Raw genomic sequence first — 14,559 nt, forward strand, 5'->3', positions numbered from 1 at the left:
TAAACTCTTTTTGTATGAAGGTACTGATGTTTGGTTGGGAGTTTCCTCCTCATATTTCCGGAGGCTTGGGCACCGCGTGTTACGGATTGGTAAAGGGCCTTGTCCACCACAAGCAAGACATAATTTTCGTGGTCCCAAAGCTGTGGGGAGATGAGGAGCCTTTGGCTGATTTCGTAAACGCCTCGGATGTCACGATCGACTACCGTGAAAGGAAATTCAAGAAGATATGGAAAAACCTCACCTATCTAGAGGTCAGTAGTTTTTTGGTACCCTACCTGGGTCCCGAAGAGTTTAAAAAATACACCGATTATGCAATGCATGACCGCGTGGATATCGACGAGAGCGTATTTTCCAACAAGTTTGAATTCAGTGGCAAGTATGGAAAAGACCTGATGAAGGAGGTATCCCGATATGCCCTTGTTGCCGCCCAAATCGCCAAATCCAAGGAACATGAAATTATCCATGCGCATGATTGGCTGGCGTTTCCCGCAGGTATTGCCGCCAAGGAAATCAGTGGTAAACCACTGGTATGCCACGTACATGCGACCGAATTTGATCGGTCTGGCGAGTCAGTCAATAAGCCGGTCTACGATATCGAAAGGGCTGGGATGTTGGCAGCGGACCACGTGGTCGCAGTGAGTCATTTGACACGAAAGGTTTGCATCGAGCGCTATGGAGTCCATCCTGACAAAGTCAGCGTACTGCACAACGCCGTCTTGGACGCCAGCATAATCAAATCGGACGCCAAGAAGCATGTTCCAGAAAAGATCGTGACCTTTTTGGGTCGTATCACTTTCCAAAAAGGACCGGAGTATTTCGTCGAAGCTGCGAAAAAGGTACTGGACCGCGATGACAATGTGCGATTTGTGATGGCAGGAAGCGGAGATCTCCTCAACCGTATGGTAGAACGCGTCGCCGAACTGGGCATGGGTACCAAATTTCACTTCACCGGGTTTTTGAAAGGTAAAGATGTGGACGATATGTATGCCATCAGCGACGTATATGTAATGCCATCCGTTTCCGAACCCTTTGGCATTGCTCCTTTGGAAGCCGTACGTCACAATACACCTGTTATAATTTCCAAACAGTCTGGCGTCGCGGAAGTGCTTCGAAATGCCATCAAGATAGACTTTTGGGATGTGGATGGCATGGCAGATGCAATCTTTGGATTGCTTCATTATGAGAGCATCGCCAAGATGTTCAAAGAACTTGGAAGCGAAGAGCTCAAGAAGCTCAAGTGGGAACACGTCGCAGCCAAGTTAGTTACTGTTTATGAAAAACTCACAAAAGAATAGCCATGAGAAATATCTGCTTTTACTTTCAGGTACATCAACCACTCAGAATCAAACCTTATCGCTTTTTTGACATTGGCGAAGACCATTATTATTGGGACGACTACAGCAACAAAAGCATTATCCGAAAGGTAGCCCAAAAATGCTACCTGCCGATGAATGCCTTGCTTTTGGAACTGATCCATGCATACAAAGGCCAGTTCAAAGTCGCTTTTTCGATATCGGGTGTTTGCCTGGACCAATTTGAAGCATATGCGCCTGATGTATTGGAAAGTTTCAGAAAATTGGTGGCAACCGGACATGTAGAGATGCTAAGTGAAACAGACGCCCATGCACTTTGCTCTTTGAAAAGCAAGTCTGAATTTGAGCGGATGGTAGGTCGGCACAAGGACAAGCTGAAGAAACATTTTGACGGTTACGAACCAAAGGTTTTCAGAAACACTGAGCTGATTTACTCAGATAAGATCGGAGCAATGGTCGCAGAAATGGGATTTGAAGGCATGTTGACCGAAGGTGCCAAACATATTCTAGGTTGGAAGAGCCCAAATTTCGTGTATCAAAACGCCATCGATCCAAATTTGAAAGTTCTCCTCAAAAACTTCCAACTCAGCGACGACATCGCTTTCCGATTCAGCAACAAGACCTGGAACGACTATCCGCTGACAACCGAGAAATTCGTTACATGGATCAATGCCATCCCTAAAGAGCAGGAGGTCCTGAACCTGTTTATGGATTATGAGACATTCGGGGAACATCAGTGGGCCGAAACGGGGATTTTTGAATTTATGCGCGCCTTGCCTGGGGCAGTTTTCAAATACACTAATTTCGGCTTTGCAACACCGACTGAGGCTGTACGCCAAGGCACTCCTGTCGCAAAAATCCACGTTCCCACGCCAATTTCGTGGGCGGACGAGGAAAGGGACTTGACCGCATGGCTGGGAAATGATCTGCAAAAGGAAGCATTTACCAAGCTTTATGAGCTGGAATCCAAGGTCGTTAAAATTGATGATCCGGATATCCAACGCGACTGGAACTGCCTGCAGACCTCCGACCACTTCTATTATATGTCCACCAAGGCCCTGTCAGATGGTGCTGTACATACCTATTTCAGCCATTACGATACGCCCTATGATGCGTTTATCAATTACATGAATGTGCTCAGCGACTTTATCCTTCGGGTGAAAAATAAAGAAAAAGAACTGGCTGAGGCTGCCGAATAAATCCAAACTCAGAGAAAGGCTTGAATTTCAAGCCTTTTTTTAATCAAATCTATCCCTGCGATTATGAAAACCCTGCCCTTGATTCTATTCACAGTCTTGTTATCATCTTGCTTCACTTTTTCAAAAAAGGAAGAAGTGGTGGAGCACTTGGCACCCATCGTTCGATACGACAGGTCGGATGCAGCAATTTTGAAGGGAGTTTTTATACCGGAGGGAAAAAGCTACTACCTGACTTCTGGCTTGGTGGCTACGGCAAAAAACCCAGACGCAGTGCCGGGAACTTATGAGCGTTACGGAAATACCTACGAGCAGAGCATCAGTATCTTGGAAAAAATCAAGGCGACCCTCCAGGAAGCTGGCTTTGAAATGCACGATGTGGTTTTTCTGCGGGTTTATCTCGCTCCGGACAATGAGGGGAAAATAGACTGGGACTCTTGGTTCAAGGCCTACGGCGAGTTCTTCAACAATGAACAAAACCCAAACAAAGTAGCGAGATCGACGATTGGCGTTTACGCTTTGGCAAATCCCGATTTACTGGTCGAAATCGAAGCCGTTGCTGCGAAATGAAAACCATCAAACTTGGCCTAGCTCTTCTAGGCTTTTCAATCCTATTGCAAGCCTGTTCCTGCGAGCCCGAAAACCTCACGAAAGGATTGTTTTGGGGATTCAACAAAATCGCGGGTGAAGGATATTTCCCTTCGCCCGAACTCATTGCTCTGGGCGGGTTTGAACATGTGGAAGTAGCCGTAAACCATAGCATCGTCAATGGTGAAGACCAAAGCAGGATAGAACTGAAACTCTACAATGGCAAAAGCAAGGAGTTTTTGGAAAATGAAGCCAATGTCGCCAGAAAATGCGCCGAATTGTACGCCGCCAACTATTCTAGGATCAGCGAATTCAAGACTATAGACATACAATTTGTAAAAGTCGACCCGATCAATCCGGAGAACTACACCATCGCAGAATACAATTTTGACGTGAGTGACCTTTTGACCAAACCCTAAACTCAGCCATGGACAACTACATGAATTTCCCCGAGCAGCCCAAAGCGCCAATTGTCAAAACCAGCGATTGGTTTTTGACGATATTGATTTCAAGTATTCCACTGATTGGATTCATCATGCTTGTCGTTTGGGCAATAGACAAGGAAGGCAATCCCAATAAATCCAATTGGGCAAAGGCGACCCTTATTTGGTATGCCATTGGATTTGGCTTCGTAATGCTGGTTTTGTTCTTTATCGGATTTGGGGCGATCACCGGGGTATTTGACGACGTTCCCACTTGGGATTAAGGAAATAAACCTACAGCAAACCCCCTCCATCTAAGTGTAGTATATACTTTCAGTGGTGACTGGGAGGATCCCGATAGCCAGCACGGATGTAACTACACCCTTCTATCAAATACAATCTGCAATTGCATTTTATCGACGAGTTATCGAATTAGAACATAGTTCTAAACAGATGGAATTAAAAATTCATAAGGATAGAAAAGTGTAGTTGAAAACTACGCTTAGCGGGGGCATTGACGTTTTCCGGACGGAGATTTTGCCTCTTTTCTCAATAAATTCATTCACAAACAATTTCCACCATTGACTTAGCCCCAATCATTCCAAATAAGATCAACATGGTCTCTCCAAAGTCCTTTGCCAATTTTCAAATTCATTGATGGGACTAGCGTTTGATCAATGCCTAACAAGGTTCCCAATGATACGATCCTCATTTGTTCCTTCGGAACATCAGGTCCCGGGCCTGCAAACATTTCCCATTCACTTTTCTCCCAACGCATAATCTCTGTTATTTTTTCGCCTTTGAGCGCAGCCAAATTGGTCACTACTTTTGAGTCTCTTGGGACAGAATAATTCCATTCGTCGATCAACCACTTCCAAACTGGCTCTGCTTTGGTATCAAACTCCTTTGATAAGTCTGGAACATCTAAAGTGTGGTGCTCGGCATCTGGCAAAATCTGCAATGCATTAAATTCACTTACTTGAAAATAGTCATAAACCCCCAGCATTAACAATTTAGACCAACTAGGGTGAACCTTCACCAACGAAAATGAACCTAATAAAGGGATATCTATTTCAACGCCATTAGGATTGGTTTCCAAAAAACTACCAATCCTATGAAATAATTCGTTGATTTCATTCGCAGAGAAATATTCACCTCCGGCAAAAATCAATTCAACATTCACTTGATCCTTTAGGCCGATAGTGTACGCAAATCTAGGGATACCATCACCGGCAATAAGCGTTACATGATATTGATTCCGATTGATATTTGACTTGATCGTTTTTAAAAACTGTTCTCTATTAATCATGGATTCTTATGTACATGATTGCGACAACTTTCACAAAGATTAACCATATCTTCTTTAGTCGTTTTACCTCCATCAGCGTGCCTTGTTTTATGATGTGCTTGCACGGTACTCCTGGTTGCGGGTTTATCACAGCCCCACCCCAAAACCTTTTTTCACCAATAAGGCAATAGAATAGAAAGGGGTCGAATCAGTACTCATTGCGCAATCTGCTTCATTAACCCGAATTCTCGTATTTGTATCATTGTCCAATCTAAAGGCTAACCAACATTCGTTATCGTAAATGTATTCAGTTACGACATATGCATAACCATCCGCATCTTCATCTAGCTCTGCATCGCCTCCTTTATTCTTTGCAATCCCTGCCAACCGAGCCTCTTGCATTGTAATCTTATTTCGAGAAACTAATAAAAAACTTATCTCTCTCTCGTTTCTCGAATATAGTTCGACATACTGTTTCAATGTGTCATTCTCAAATTCAAAAATTTCGCTTTTAGAATTGTTAATGGAATAACTCTCATTAAAGTCATTTAATGTTTTATCTTTTTTGAGCATCCCTACTGTACATGAACCAATCATAAAGACGAATAAAATTGTTTCTATCATTTTCATAGGTATTAGGGAGTATAATGTCGAGTACTATGCACTGCCCCCCTGTGTGTACTATAAAGTTTCAGTGGTGGCTGGGTGGATCCCGGATACATTGCGGATTCAATCCACCTCTTTATCCTATTCAATAGAAATACGATCCTAAATCAATGATCGGAATATAGTTTGAGATCAGGTGAATTAAAAATTCCAATAGAAAAAAGGGATTGGTGAAAAAACCTACAACAAACCCTCACCGGTCTCGGAATCTTCCACTGCCCTGGACAGGAAATCATGAAAGGGCTTCATGATTTTGAAGCCCTCCACGGCCTTCTCTTTATAACTTCCATCTTCGATTTCCTTGTCGGACAAGGGACTCGAGACAATGAAGCTTTTGAACCTCAACAAATCCAAGTATGGGTGCTCGCTGTCAAATCCTTTTGGCGCCGACTTCAACTGCTCCCCTTCTATCCCTTTGAAAACACTTTTGAATGAAGTTGCTTCCAGAATTTCCCTGAGTTCATGGCCGGAATAATCGATTTCCTGCCTAATCTTCTTGAGAGAGTCCGCCTCGGGCATCCAAATCCCACCCGCAAAAAAACTCTGCCCCGGCTGCACATGGACATAATATCCCGGACCCATTGATTTTTTTCCACCCAAAGCGAAATATGCGGCAAAATTGGTCTTGTAGGGATCTTTGTTGGCAGAGAATCGAACATCACGATTTTGCCTGAATACACAATCCTTGGGCTGAAAGGAAGCAAAACCGGGTTCCCATTCACTGATATTGGCTATCATCCAAGCGACGTCCTCCAAAAACCTTTCCCGATTCTTCCGATACCAGTCTTTGTTGGCATCCATCCATTGTTTGGTATTGTGTGCGCTGAGTTCGCTGAGAAAATGGAGGTATCGCGTGTCCATAAGGAAAAGGTCTACTGATGAAGTATTGGTATAGAATCCCGTGAAGTTACAAATCCAACGACGGACGACCACGGTTCTTACCAACAAAAAAACCCAGGATAGTCTCCCGGGTTTTATTTGGTTCGATTTTTTTTTCTCAGAAAATATGCGTGTTGACCCAATCCAACTCCTCCTGTCGAATCGTATGCATCGTGTCTTGGAAAATCAGCTTTTGGACATTTGCACCCAGGGACTGCATCAATTTGGCAGAAGCCTCAATTCGCTCCAAGGGCACATGCATGTCACGGAAACTCGCTCCGATAAATACCGGTGTCCCTGCAAAATCCCCCGAGTATTTCCAAGGCTGAAGCTTCTCGCCGATGAGTCCTCCCGTGAAAGCCGCAACACCTCCATACCTTTTCGCATGTCGGGTGGCAAACTCCAAGGATAGGCAAGCGCCCTGCGAAAATCCAATCCAATAAATCTGCTCGGATTCAAGTCCTTGATTGTACAAGCCGGACACCAAATCCTCCAAGTGCCGAATGGAATTGGACAAGGCTGGTTCGTTGCTTGCATCGGGCGCCATGAAACTGAATGGATACCAAGTGTTTCCCTTTGCCTGTGGGGCTAACAAAGCAAAACCTTCCAGATTCAGATATTTCTCGAGCTCCAATATGCTATGTGCCGAAGCTCCGCGACCATGCAGCATGATGGCTACTTTCTCCGCCCGATCCAATGAAACGCCGCGCTGTACGATCTCAAGCATAGTTTTCTACCTGTAGTTTGACTTTTGGCAATCTCTTTTCGATACCCTCCCGTTGTGGTTCAGCCCATCCCGGCAGCTTGAGTGCTTCTCCCAAGTGTGCCTCGTCCTCGTCGATGGCGAATCCAGGTTCATCTGTCGCAATTTCAAACAGGACGCCTCCCGGTTCACGGAAGTAGATGGATTTGAAATAGTTTCTGTCACGTACTTCGGTGACATTGAGGCCATGCCTCATCAAGATATCCTGTATCTCCAGTTGGGTTGCTGTGTTCGGGGTACGGAAAGCAATGTGGTGTACCGTTCCAGCGCTTTGAATCCCATGTCTTCCATTTGGATCCAGCACGATATCAACGATATCACCCGGCTTTCCTTCGGTACCATAACGGTATCGACCATTTTCCTCCGCAATAAACTTGTAGTCCATCAATTCGACCAACAATTTCTCGGTCAAATCCTTGGAACGCAGATTCAAAGTCGCACCATAGAAGCCACGAATCGACATTTCCAAGGGGATATGCCCATAGGTCCACCCTTTTCTCGAATCCGAACTATTGGCAATCAGTTCTATACCCATCCCATCATGGTCCTCAAAACGGATCAGTTTTTCCCCAAAACGGGTCAACACCGTTGAGGTTGGAATGCTATATTTTGCCAGTCTGTCGATCCAAAAATCCAAAGCATCCTCCGGTATCGAAAAGGCCGTGTAGGTCAACTCCCCGGTTCCTTTCGTACCTTTTCTCGCGCCATCAAATGGAAACGTCGTGAAAACCGTACCCGGTGCGCCCAGTTCATCCCCAAAATAAAAATGGTAGACGTCTGGTGCGTCGAAGTTGATGGTTTTCTTGACCATGCGAAGCCCCAAGATTCCGGTATAGAAATCGAGGTTTTTTTGCGCATTTCCCGCGATTGCGGTAATATGATGTATTCCTTTGATGAGCGTTGCCATGGGAATAGGATGTTTTTAGTGAATTTAGTGATAATAGCCGCCGATACAGCTGTACCGGCGGATTTTGTGGCAAATTATGCCTGCTTGACAACTTGGATGTTGGCAAGGATTCTCACTTGGTCGCCCACGACCACGCTTCCTGCCTCCGTCACATAGTTCCAAGTCAAGCCAAACTCTTTGCGGCTGACTTTGCCTTCCAATTCAAATCCAGCCTTGGTGTTGCCATATGGATCCTGTACCACGCCACCGAACTCGACGTCCAACTCAACGGCCTTTGTGGTACCTTTGATTGTTAAGTCACCTTTCAAGGTATTGCCTTCCAACACGCCTTCGAAAGTCATTTTTGGAAATGTCACGGCATCGAAGAAATCGGCAGACTTCAAATGGTTGTCACGGTCTGCTTGGTTGGTGTCGATGCTCGCGATATCCGCAGAAAAAGAGATTTTTGCTCCCTGGAAATCATCGGAAGCAGTCTCGGCACTGGCGTCGAAAGTCTTGAAATAACCAGTGACGGTGGAGATTACAAGGTGCTTTACCTTGAATGAAACCTCAGAATGTGTAGGGTCCAAACCCCATTTTGTAGTTGTTGCTGTTGCTGTTGCAGTACTCATTTTGATTATTGTTTAAGTGAATGAAAATTGATTTATCTACATTATTTGTATATACATTAAATATTGGAAATTTTTTTTACCCCCTGAGTTTGTCCAACAAATCGTTCAGCTGGTTGACTTCCTGCTCACTCAATTGGATCAACGCTCTGTTGTGCCCATCCGTTTGTTTTTCGATTTCAGCCAAGACGTCGAGTCCCTTTTCCGTGATCAATACATCGACTTGCCTCCTATCGCTTTCGCATTCCCTGCGGATGATCATGCCTTTTAACTTCAACTTCTCCACCAACCTGGACGCATTAGACATGCGATTCAACATGCGCTCCTGTATCGAGGAAACGGTAATCGCATTTCCTTTTTGGCCTCTCAGGATTCTCAGCACGTTGTATTGCTCCGGTGAAAGCCCGTATTTCTTGAACAAGCTACTTTGGGAATTGACAATATAACTTTGCGTGAAAAGAAGATTCACCACTGCTTTGTTATAAGGATCCTTGAATTCCTTCTGCTTGATGGCGTCCTCTATTCTCATCTGTATATAATGTTTTTGTATTTAATGTATATACATACAAATGTACGAGAAAGTTTCAGAACTTGAAAAAATATTGGAAAAAAATATCTGGGCCCCACTCCGGTATGTTCTGTGAGGTAATGAATTAATCTGTTACATTTAACATTTTACTTCCATTCTTTCAACCCTTCCAGGGTTGGAATGCTCTCCATGCGACGTCTTCGCTTCCCACCGGGTTTAACCCGGGGTAAATACCACCTTGTGGATTCAATCACTTCGTGATTACGTAAATCCACCCAATTCTTCATACCTCATTCCCCATCCCTCATTTGCAATTTCATTTCTCCCTATCTTTGCGCCCGAAACCCAAATAAGAATACCCATGAAAAAAACCATGATGGCTTTAACAGGCAGCATATTACTCGCCTGCGGTACAGCTGACCAAGAATCCATGAGCACCAACCCCTTCTTTGAGCCTTACAATACCCCGTTTGAGGTTCCTCCTTTTGACAAAATCAAAAACGAACATTTTGCACCCGCCATTCGGGAAGGCATCAAGCAACAGCAAGCTGAAATCGATGCCATCGTCAACAATGCGGAAGCTCCGACTTTTGCCAATACGATTGAGGCGATGGAAAATTCCGGCGACTTGCTCGCTCGGGTATCGACGGTATTTTACAACCTGAATTCCGCCAATACCAACGACTCGATTCAGGCAATCGCCAAAGAATTGGCACCTGAGATTTCAAAACACGGAGACAACATTTCCCTGAATGAAAAGCTTTTTGCCAAAGTCAAGGTGATTTGGGATGGCAAGGACCAATTGGGTCTGAACCCCGAGCAACAAAAACTTCTGGAAAAAACTTACAAATCATTTGTCAGAAATGGGGCAAACCTCAATGAAGCTGACAAGGAAAAACTACGGGAAATCAACTCCAAGCTTTCTGTCCTTAGCCTGCAGTTCGGCCAAAATATCCTTGCTGAAACCAATGCCTTCAAACTCTTCATCGACACCGAATCTGATTTGGCAGGGCTTCCACAGGAATTGCGGGATGCAGCATTTCAGGATGCTGAAACTGCCGGAGAGGAAAACAAATGGCTGTTTACCCTTCAAAACCCAAGTGTGATGCCATTCTTGCAATACGCCGATAACAGGGAATTGCGGAAACAAATTTGGGAAGCCTACCAAATCCGTGGAAACCAAGGAAACGACAAGGACAACAAATCGATCCTGATCGAAATGGCAAATTTGCGCCAGCAGAAAGCCCAGCTTCTTGGCTACAAGACCCACGCGGATTATGTTTTGGAAGAATCCATGGCCAAAAATGCGGACAATGTCTATAAACTGCTCAACCAACTTTGGACACCTGCCTTGGCCAAGGCAAAACAGGAACGTGACGAGATGCAAGTTTTGGCCAAAACCGAAGGTGCAGACTTCAAAATAGAGCCATGGGATTGGAGGTATTACGAGGAGAAGCTTCGCAAGCAAAAGTTTGACTTGGACGAACAGCAAGTCAAACCGTATTTCTCCCTACAAAATGTACAGAACGGTGTATTCATGGTCGTCAATAAACTTTTTGGCCTGACTTTCGAAGAAATCAAAAACATCCCAACGTACCATCCTGACGCGAAAGCCTACGAAGTAAAGGAGGCCGACGGACGCCATGTGGGGGTACTGTACATGGACTTCCACCCAAGAGCATCCAAAAGAGGCGGTGCCTGGATGACATCCTATCGCCCACAGAAGACTATCAACGGCGAAAGAAAAGCGCCTGTGATTTCCATCGTATGTAATTTCTCCAAGCCGACCGGGGATGCCCCTGCCCTATTGACATTTGATGAAGTGACAACATTCTTCCATGAATTTGGACACGCGCTCCATGGCTTGCTTTCCAACGTGCAATACAGAAGCCTGGCCGGAACCTCCGTGCCGCGGGACTTTGTCGAGCTACCCTCCCAGATTATGGAGAATTGGGCTACCGAACCAAGCGTCCTCAAGCAATATGCGCTTCATTATCAAACAGGAGAAGCCATTCCCGATGAGTTGATCGCAAAGCTTCAGAATAGTGGAACATTCGGCCAAGGATTCGCGACTACCGAATACCTTGCTGCTTCGCTTTTGGATCTCGATTACCATACCCAGACGGGTGCAATCACCGTTGGTGCGGACGAATTCGAAAAAGCTTCGATGGAAAAAATCGGTATGATCTCCGAAATCATCCCGCGCTACCGCAGTACGTATTTCCAGCATATTTTCTCCGGCGGCTATTCCTCAGGCTATTACAGCTACATTTGGTCAGGTGTATTGGATACCGATGCTTTCCAAGCCTTTAAGGAAACCGAGCTTTTCAACCAGGAGAAAGCTCTTGCCTTTCGAAAAGAAATCCTAGAGAGAGGCGGCACGGATGAACCCATGAAAATGTACGTCAATTTCCGTGGCGCAGAACCTAAAATCGACGCGCTGCTCAAAAAACGTGGCCTCGATCAAGTGACGGTAGATAAAAAGTAATTTTTCAAAAAAGCTTTCCGGAAACCAAACTCCGGAAAGCTTTTTACTTTCTCAAGTTTGAAGTGTTGAATTCTTTTGAAAATCAAGATTGAACCTTGAATAGCGTTTGCCGAAAAGCGACAAAAAACCAATTCCCTACTTCCACTTTTCGAATAAAAATCAGTGGGAAATTATCATTCCTTTGGCTTGAGTTTGAAATTCAATCCTTCCAAATAATCCCCTTCCGCCAAGGCGCGGATTTCAAATTCCAATTCGCCTGGCTCTGATTTTACATTCATGAATTCCAATTGTTTCGGATCGACAAAAGCGCGGTATTTCCCTGGCATCAAGCCAAAGAGATAGAATCCTCCATCGGAGAAGGTCCGCACAATCTGCAATTCCTCTCCTGAATAATCCAATCGCTCAACAACTAGGCGCAATCCGCCCAAGCCTTCGACCCTGCCATATTGCTCGATGGTCACAACCCCTTCGATCAAACCGGTCTGGTAGAGCGGGATATCGATCGTACGGAACCTGTTTGGCTCAGCAACGAATTCGAACCGACTGACTTTCGGCGCCAAATTTGGATTGGGCAGCGCATGCTGATCCACCTCCATGATATATTTCCAGTAGGATTGGAGTTGGGTGATCCTCAGGATACCATCCGAACCAAGCAGCATGTTTGCGGAACGGTCCAACCTTACTGCCTTGGCTGGTATGACGAGCTCGTTGGCATCGAATTTCCCGTTTTCATTGGCATCGACAAAAAGCCTCACCGCCACTCCGGATCTGGTAACCTGATCTCTATTGTCTGGCAATATGAACCCTTTGGGATCGATGCCCAGGGAACCCGTGAATGCCTGTTGAGCGACGTATCCGACCTCATTCTTGGTAAATTGGGTAGAAGTCCTGATCCCTCTGAAGTCATACAAGAAGCCTATCTGCAACAGACCCGTCTGTCTTTGAATCTCTCGGTCATAGCCAATCGTGAGCCTTCCCATTTTGAACAAAGTCTGTGAAAGCATCAAACTTACCGTCGCAGGCTGCTTGTGATAGGTGTCATATTTGAACTGGCCACGGAGGAAAAGACCCCGCACAAAAACGGGGACGCTTGGCGTTCTCTTGAGGGTGTAAGTAAGTGACGCTGTTGCTTGCCCCATAGACAAAGACTGCTCCGGAAGCGGCGGTAAATTGCCCAAATCCTCAATGCCATTGATCCGTGTGCGGTAGTTAAAACGGGCAATAACCCGGCCGATCTGAGTATTAAAATCAGACTGCAGGTTGGTACGGAAGCCATTGTCAAACCACTGCCTTTCACCCGTCAGCCTAAATCCCGAAAACCGCCCGAAGGCTTTGAACGGGAAAAAAGTATTCAAGCTTGCCTCCCGCAGCTTGCCCATCGGGTTGAATTCAGAACCTTGGACAAACTCGGTGAATTGGCCATTTATACTCGTATTATTGGCATAAAACACAGAACCTGAAGCTTGGTAATAGCGGTCAGGAAGCACATCCACGTTGACCAGATATTGCTCAAAGACCCTCGCCGACAATCCATAAACAGGATAGGTTTTGTTCAAGCCGAAAACCGCTCCATGGTCCACTCCTGCCCGTACGGTCAAGGCATTGGTCAGCCCATATGCAAAATCCAAATGGGCAATCGGCTCTTGGTCGAAGTTCAAGGTATCTCCCATCGGGAGGCCAGCTTGGAAATTATAGGTTGCAAAGCCTTTTGGCAAAAAAGTAAAGGGAATCTGCAGTTGACGGTCTTGGATAATCACCTCGCCCTGTGGGGTGTAAATCCTGGTGGTGATCCGCACCACTCCAAAGGTAATCGGTGCATTGAAACGATAATAGCCGACCTCGTCAGCTCTCAAAAAATCCACCAACTGTCCGCCAATCAGCAATTCCACCTCTGAATCAGGCTCCGTGTAGCCATCTATCACAAATACATCCAGCTTCATGCGGGGAATGATCGGATTATTGGTCACGGCCAAGCCAAGAATCCGAGCGGAATTGGTCATGCCAGTTGTCTGTAATTGACCTACGGCGATACTGGTAATGCCGACATTGTCATCAGGTTCCAGTCCACCTTTGAAAACGTACCTCCACCGGGCGCCAGATACCCTTGATACCAGGTTCCCGTCGATCACATTGCCCGCATAAATTCCTTGCAAATCGCCCCCAAACAACTCCATACCGGCATTTAACAGTGTGGAAAATGTCGAATTGCTCTCCGTTTGGGTATAGCTGAGATTGTAATCGAGCATGCCGGGTGCAAAACCCTTTCGGTCACGATCATACATCAAAGGTGCAGGCGCTTGTTCGCGGGCCGCTCCCATCTGTTGCATTTTTCGACGGAGTGCTTCACGCTTTTGCCGCTCGTCTATCGGAAGCGGAAAATCAGCCTTCAGACTGAGTGTAAGCGAATGGAAATTCACGGAGAAATTGAGTCCAAACATCCGGCTGAAATACTCGGGATGGAGGTAAAGGTCCATTTCGCCCAAATAAAATTTATCGGCAGGAAGTACTTCAGTATTGTTGCGCATGGTAATCACACCCTGTACCGGGTCGACTCGCCAAGCATCATTTTTGGTCGGATAAAATCCAGTAAGTCCTTTTCCACTTTCGGTCTTTTCGTTGTGGATGTACATCATACTCAAAATCTCCCCAAGCGGAAGGTAAGGCACCTCCTCAAAAAATACCACGTTGACATATTCCTGTCCCAAAGACGGATAGGCAAAAAGCACCAAAGCTTCGCCATCCGGCTCACGCTGCGCGTGCGCTTTGGTCGATGGCAATAGCCACCAAAGCGCCATGCAGACAGTAAGAGCCTTTGCTGTCTGGGTAAGGGACAGAAATGATAATTCTTTTAACAAAACAATGAAGAGTAAAAATTGGGTGACTAAGATGGGCTTGACTGTAATGCGACCGTG

General features: G+C 45.6%; 15 protein-coding genes. 6 read left to right on the forward strand and 9 right to left on the reverse strand.

Annotated elements, in window-relative coordinates; genetic code table 11:
• Positions 1-14 precede the first annotated feature (14 nt).
• The 5 genes from C943_RS16415 (at position 15) to C943_RS16435 (ending at position 3,803) form a co-directional block, all read left to right on the forward strand.
• Positions 15-1,295: a glycosyltransferase family 4 protein gene (locus C943_RS16415; RefSeq protein WP_008630058.1), complete on the forward strand. Its 1,281-nt coding sequence runs from the start codon at positions 15-17 to the stop codon at positions 1,293-1,295.
• Positions 1,296-1,297: 2 nt separating this feature from the next.
• A complete protein-coding gene (locus tag C943_RS16420) occupies positions 1,298-2,512 on the forward strand; it encodes a glycoside hydrolase family 57 protein (protein ID WP_008630060.1) in 1,215 nt (404 codons plus the stop codon).
• A 63-nt stretch (positions 2,513-2,575) separates the two neighbouring features.
• A complete protein-coding gene (locus C943_RS16425) occupies positions 2,576-3,079 on the forward strand; it encodes a RidA family protein (RefSeq protein ID WP_008630063.1) in 504 nt (167 codons plus the stop codon).
• Positions 3,076-3,516, forward strand: a complete 441-nt coding sequence (locus C943_RS16430; RefSeq protein ID WP_008630065.1) for a hypothetical protein — start codon at positions 3,076-3,078, stop codon at positions 3,514-3,516. Before C943_RS16425 ends, C943_RS16430 begins: the two co-directional genes overlap by 4 nt.
• 8 nt (positions 3,517-3,524) lie before the next feature.
• Positions 3,525-3,803 carry an ATP synthase subunit B family protein gene (locus tag C943_RS16435; protein ID WP_008630066.1) on the forward strand — a complete coding sequence of 93 codons (279 nt, stop codon included), beginning with the start codon at positions 3,525-3,527 and terminating at the stop codon, positions 3,801-3,803.
• 302 nt (positions 3,804-4,105) lie between these two features.
• Here the strand turns inward: C943_RS16435 and C943_RS16440 are convergent, their stop codons facing one another.
• The 8 genes from C943_RS16440 to C943_RS16470 all read right to left on the reverse strand — a co-directional run bounded on the left by C943_RS16440 (position 4,106) and on the right by C943_RS16470 (position 9,159).
• Positions 4,106-4,828 (reverse strand): DUF4262 domain-containing protein, encoded by a 723-nt coding sequence (locus C943_RS16440; protein WP_008630067.1) that lies wholly within the window; start codon positions 4,826-4,828, stop codon positions 4,106-4,108.
• Positions 4,825-4,932 (reverse strand): HNH endonuclease, encoded by a 108-nt coding sequence (locus C943_RS22650; RefSeq protein WP_211208894.1) that lies wholly within the window; start codon positions 4,930-4,932, stop codon positions 4,825-4,827. The genes C943_RS16440 and C943_RS22650 overlap by 4 nt, the downstream gene beginning before the upstream one ends.
• Positions 4,933-4,954: 22 nt before the next feature.
• Positions 4,955-5,437 (reverse strand): hypothetical protein, encoded by a 483-nt coding sequence (locus C943_RS16445; protein ID WP_157198585.1) that lies wholly within the window; start codon positions 5,435-5,437, stop codon positions 4,955-4,957.
• Positions 5,438-5,653: 216 nt separating this feature from the next.
• Positions 5,654-6,334, reverse strand: a complete 681-nt coding sequence (locus C943_RS16450; protein WP_040481085.1) for a DUF2461 domain-containing protein — start codon at positions 6,332-6,334, stop codon at positions 5,654-5,656.
• 136 nt (positions 6,335-6,470) lie between these two features.
• Positions 6,471-7,079, reverse strand: a complete 609-nt coding sequence (locus C943_RS16455; protein WP_008630069.1) for an alpha/beta hydrolase — start codon at positions 7,077-7,079, stop codon at positions 6,471-6,473.
• Positions 7,072-8,022, reverse strand: a complete 951-nt coding sequence (locus C943_RS16460; protein WP_008630070.1) for a ring-cleaving dioxygenase — start codon at positions 8,020-8,022, stop codon at positions 7,072-7,074. The genes C943_RS16455 and C943_RS16460 overlap by 8 nt, the downstream gene beginning before the upstream one ends.
• Before the next feature lie 74 nt (positions 8,023-8,096).
• Positions 8,097-8,633 (reverse strand): YceI family protein, encoded by a 537-nt coding sequence (locus C943_RS16465; protein ID WP_040481087.1) that lies wholly within the window; start codon positions 8,631-8,633, stop codon positions 8,097-8,099.
• 76 nt (positions 8,634-8,709) lie between these two features.
• Entirely contained in the window at positions 8,710-9,159 is a 450-nt protein-coding gene (locus C943_RS16470; RefSeq protein WP_008630073.1) for a MarR family winged helix-turn-helix transcriptional regulator, read from the reverse strand.
• A gap of 361 nt (positions 9,160-9,520) precedes the next feature.
• Here C943_RS16470 and C943_RS16475 point away from each other — a divergent pair, with 361 nt between their 5' ends.
• Positions 9,521-11,647, forward strand: a complete 2,127-nt coding sequence (locus C943_RS16475) for a M3 family metallopeptidase (RefSeq protein WP_040481089.1) — start codon at positions 9,521-9,523, stop codon at positions 11,645-11,647.
• A 173-nt stretch (positions 11,648-11,820) separates the two neighbouring features.
• Here the strand turns inward: C943_RS16475 and C943_RS16480 are convergent, their stop codons facing one another.
• On the reverse strand, positions 11,821-14,502 hold the full coding sequence (locus C943_RS16480) for a fimbria/pilus outer membrane usher protein (RefSeq protein ID WP_157198586.1): 2,682 nt from the start codon (positions 14,500-14,502) through the stop codon (positions 11,821-11,823).
• Positions 14,503-14,559: the final 57 nt, after the last annotated feature.

It is taken from the genome of Mariniradius saccharolyticus AK6 (assembly GCF_000330725.2).
GTDB classification, from domain to species: domain Bacteria; phylum Bacteroidota; class Bacteroidia; order Cytophagales; family Cyclobacteriaceae; genus Mariniradius; species Mariniradius saccharolyticus.

Excerpts from the sequence above, each read along its gene's own strand:
- C943_RS16415 (WP_008630058.1), top strand. The coding sequence starts at position 15 with ATGAAGGTACTGATGTTTGGTTGGGAGTTTCCTCCTCATATTTCCGGA.
- C943_RS16420 (WP_008630060.1), top strand. The coding sequence starts at position 1,298 with ATGAGAAATATCTGCTTTTACTTTCAGGTACATCAACCACTCAGAATC.
- C943_RS16425 (WP_008630063.1), top strand. The coding sequence starts at position 2,576 with ATGAAAACCCTGCCCTTGATTCTATTCACAGTCTTGTTATCATCTTGC.
- C943_RS16430 (WP_008630065.1), top strand. The coding sequence starts at position 3,076 with ATGAAAACCATCAAACTTGGCCTAGCTCTTCTAGGCTTTTCAATCCTA.
- C943_RS16435 (WP_008630066.1), top strand. The coding sequence starts at position 3,525 with ATGGACAACTACATGAATTTCCCCGAGCAGCCCAAAGCGCCAATTGTC.
- C943_RS16440 (WP_008630067.1), bottom strand. The coding sequence starts at position 4,828 with ATGATTAATAGAGAACAGTTTTTAAAAACGATCAAGTCAAATATCAAT.
- C943_RS16445 (WP_157198585.1), bottom strand. The coding sequence starts at position 5,437 with ATGAAAATGATAGAAACAATTTTATTCGTCTTTATGATTGGTTCATGT.
- C943_RS16450 (WP_040481085.1), bottom strand. The coding sequence starts at position 6,334 with ATGGACACGCGATACCTCCATTTTCTCAGCGAACTCAGCGCACACAAT.
- C943_RS16455 (WP_008630069.1), bottom strand. The coding sequence starts at position 7,079 with ATGCTTGAGATCGTACAGCGCGGCGTTTCATTGGATCGGGCGGAGAAA.
- C943_RS16460 (WP_008630070.1), bottom strand. The coding sequence starts at position 8,022 with ATGGCAACGCTCATCAAAGGAATACATCATATTACCGCAATCGCGGGA.
- C943_RS16465 (WP_040481087.1), bottom strand. The coding sequence starts at position 8,633 with ATGAGTACTGCAACAGCAACAGCAACAACTACAAAATGGGGTTTGGAC.
- C943_RS16470 (WP_008630073.1), bottom strand. The coding sequence starts at position 9,159 with ATGAGAATAGAGGACGCCATCAAGCAGAAGGAATTCAAGGATCCTTAT.
- C943_RS16475 (WP_040481089.1), top strand. The coding sequence starts at position 9,521 with ATGAAAAAAACCATGATGGCTTTAACAGGCAGCATATTACTCGCCTGC.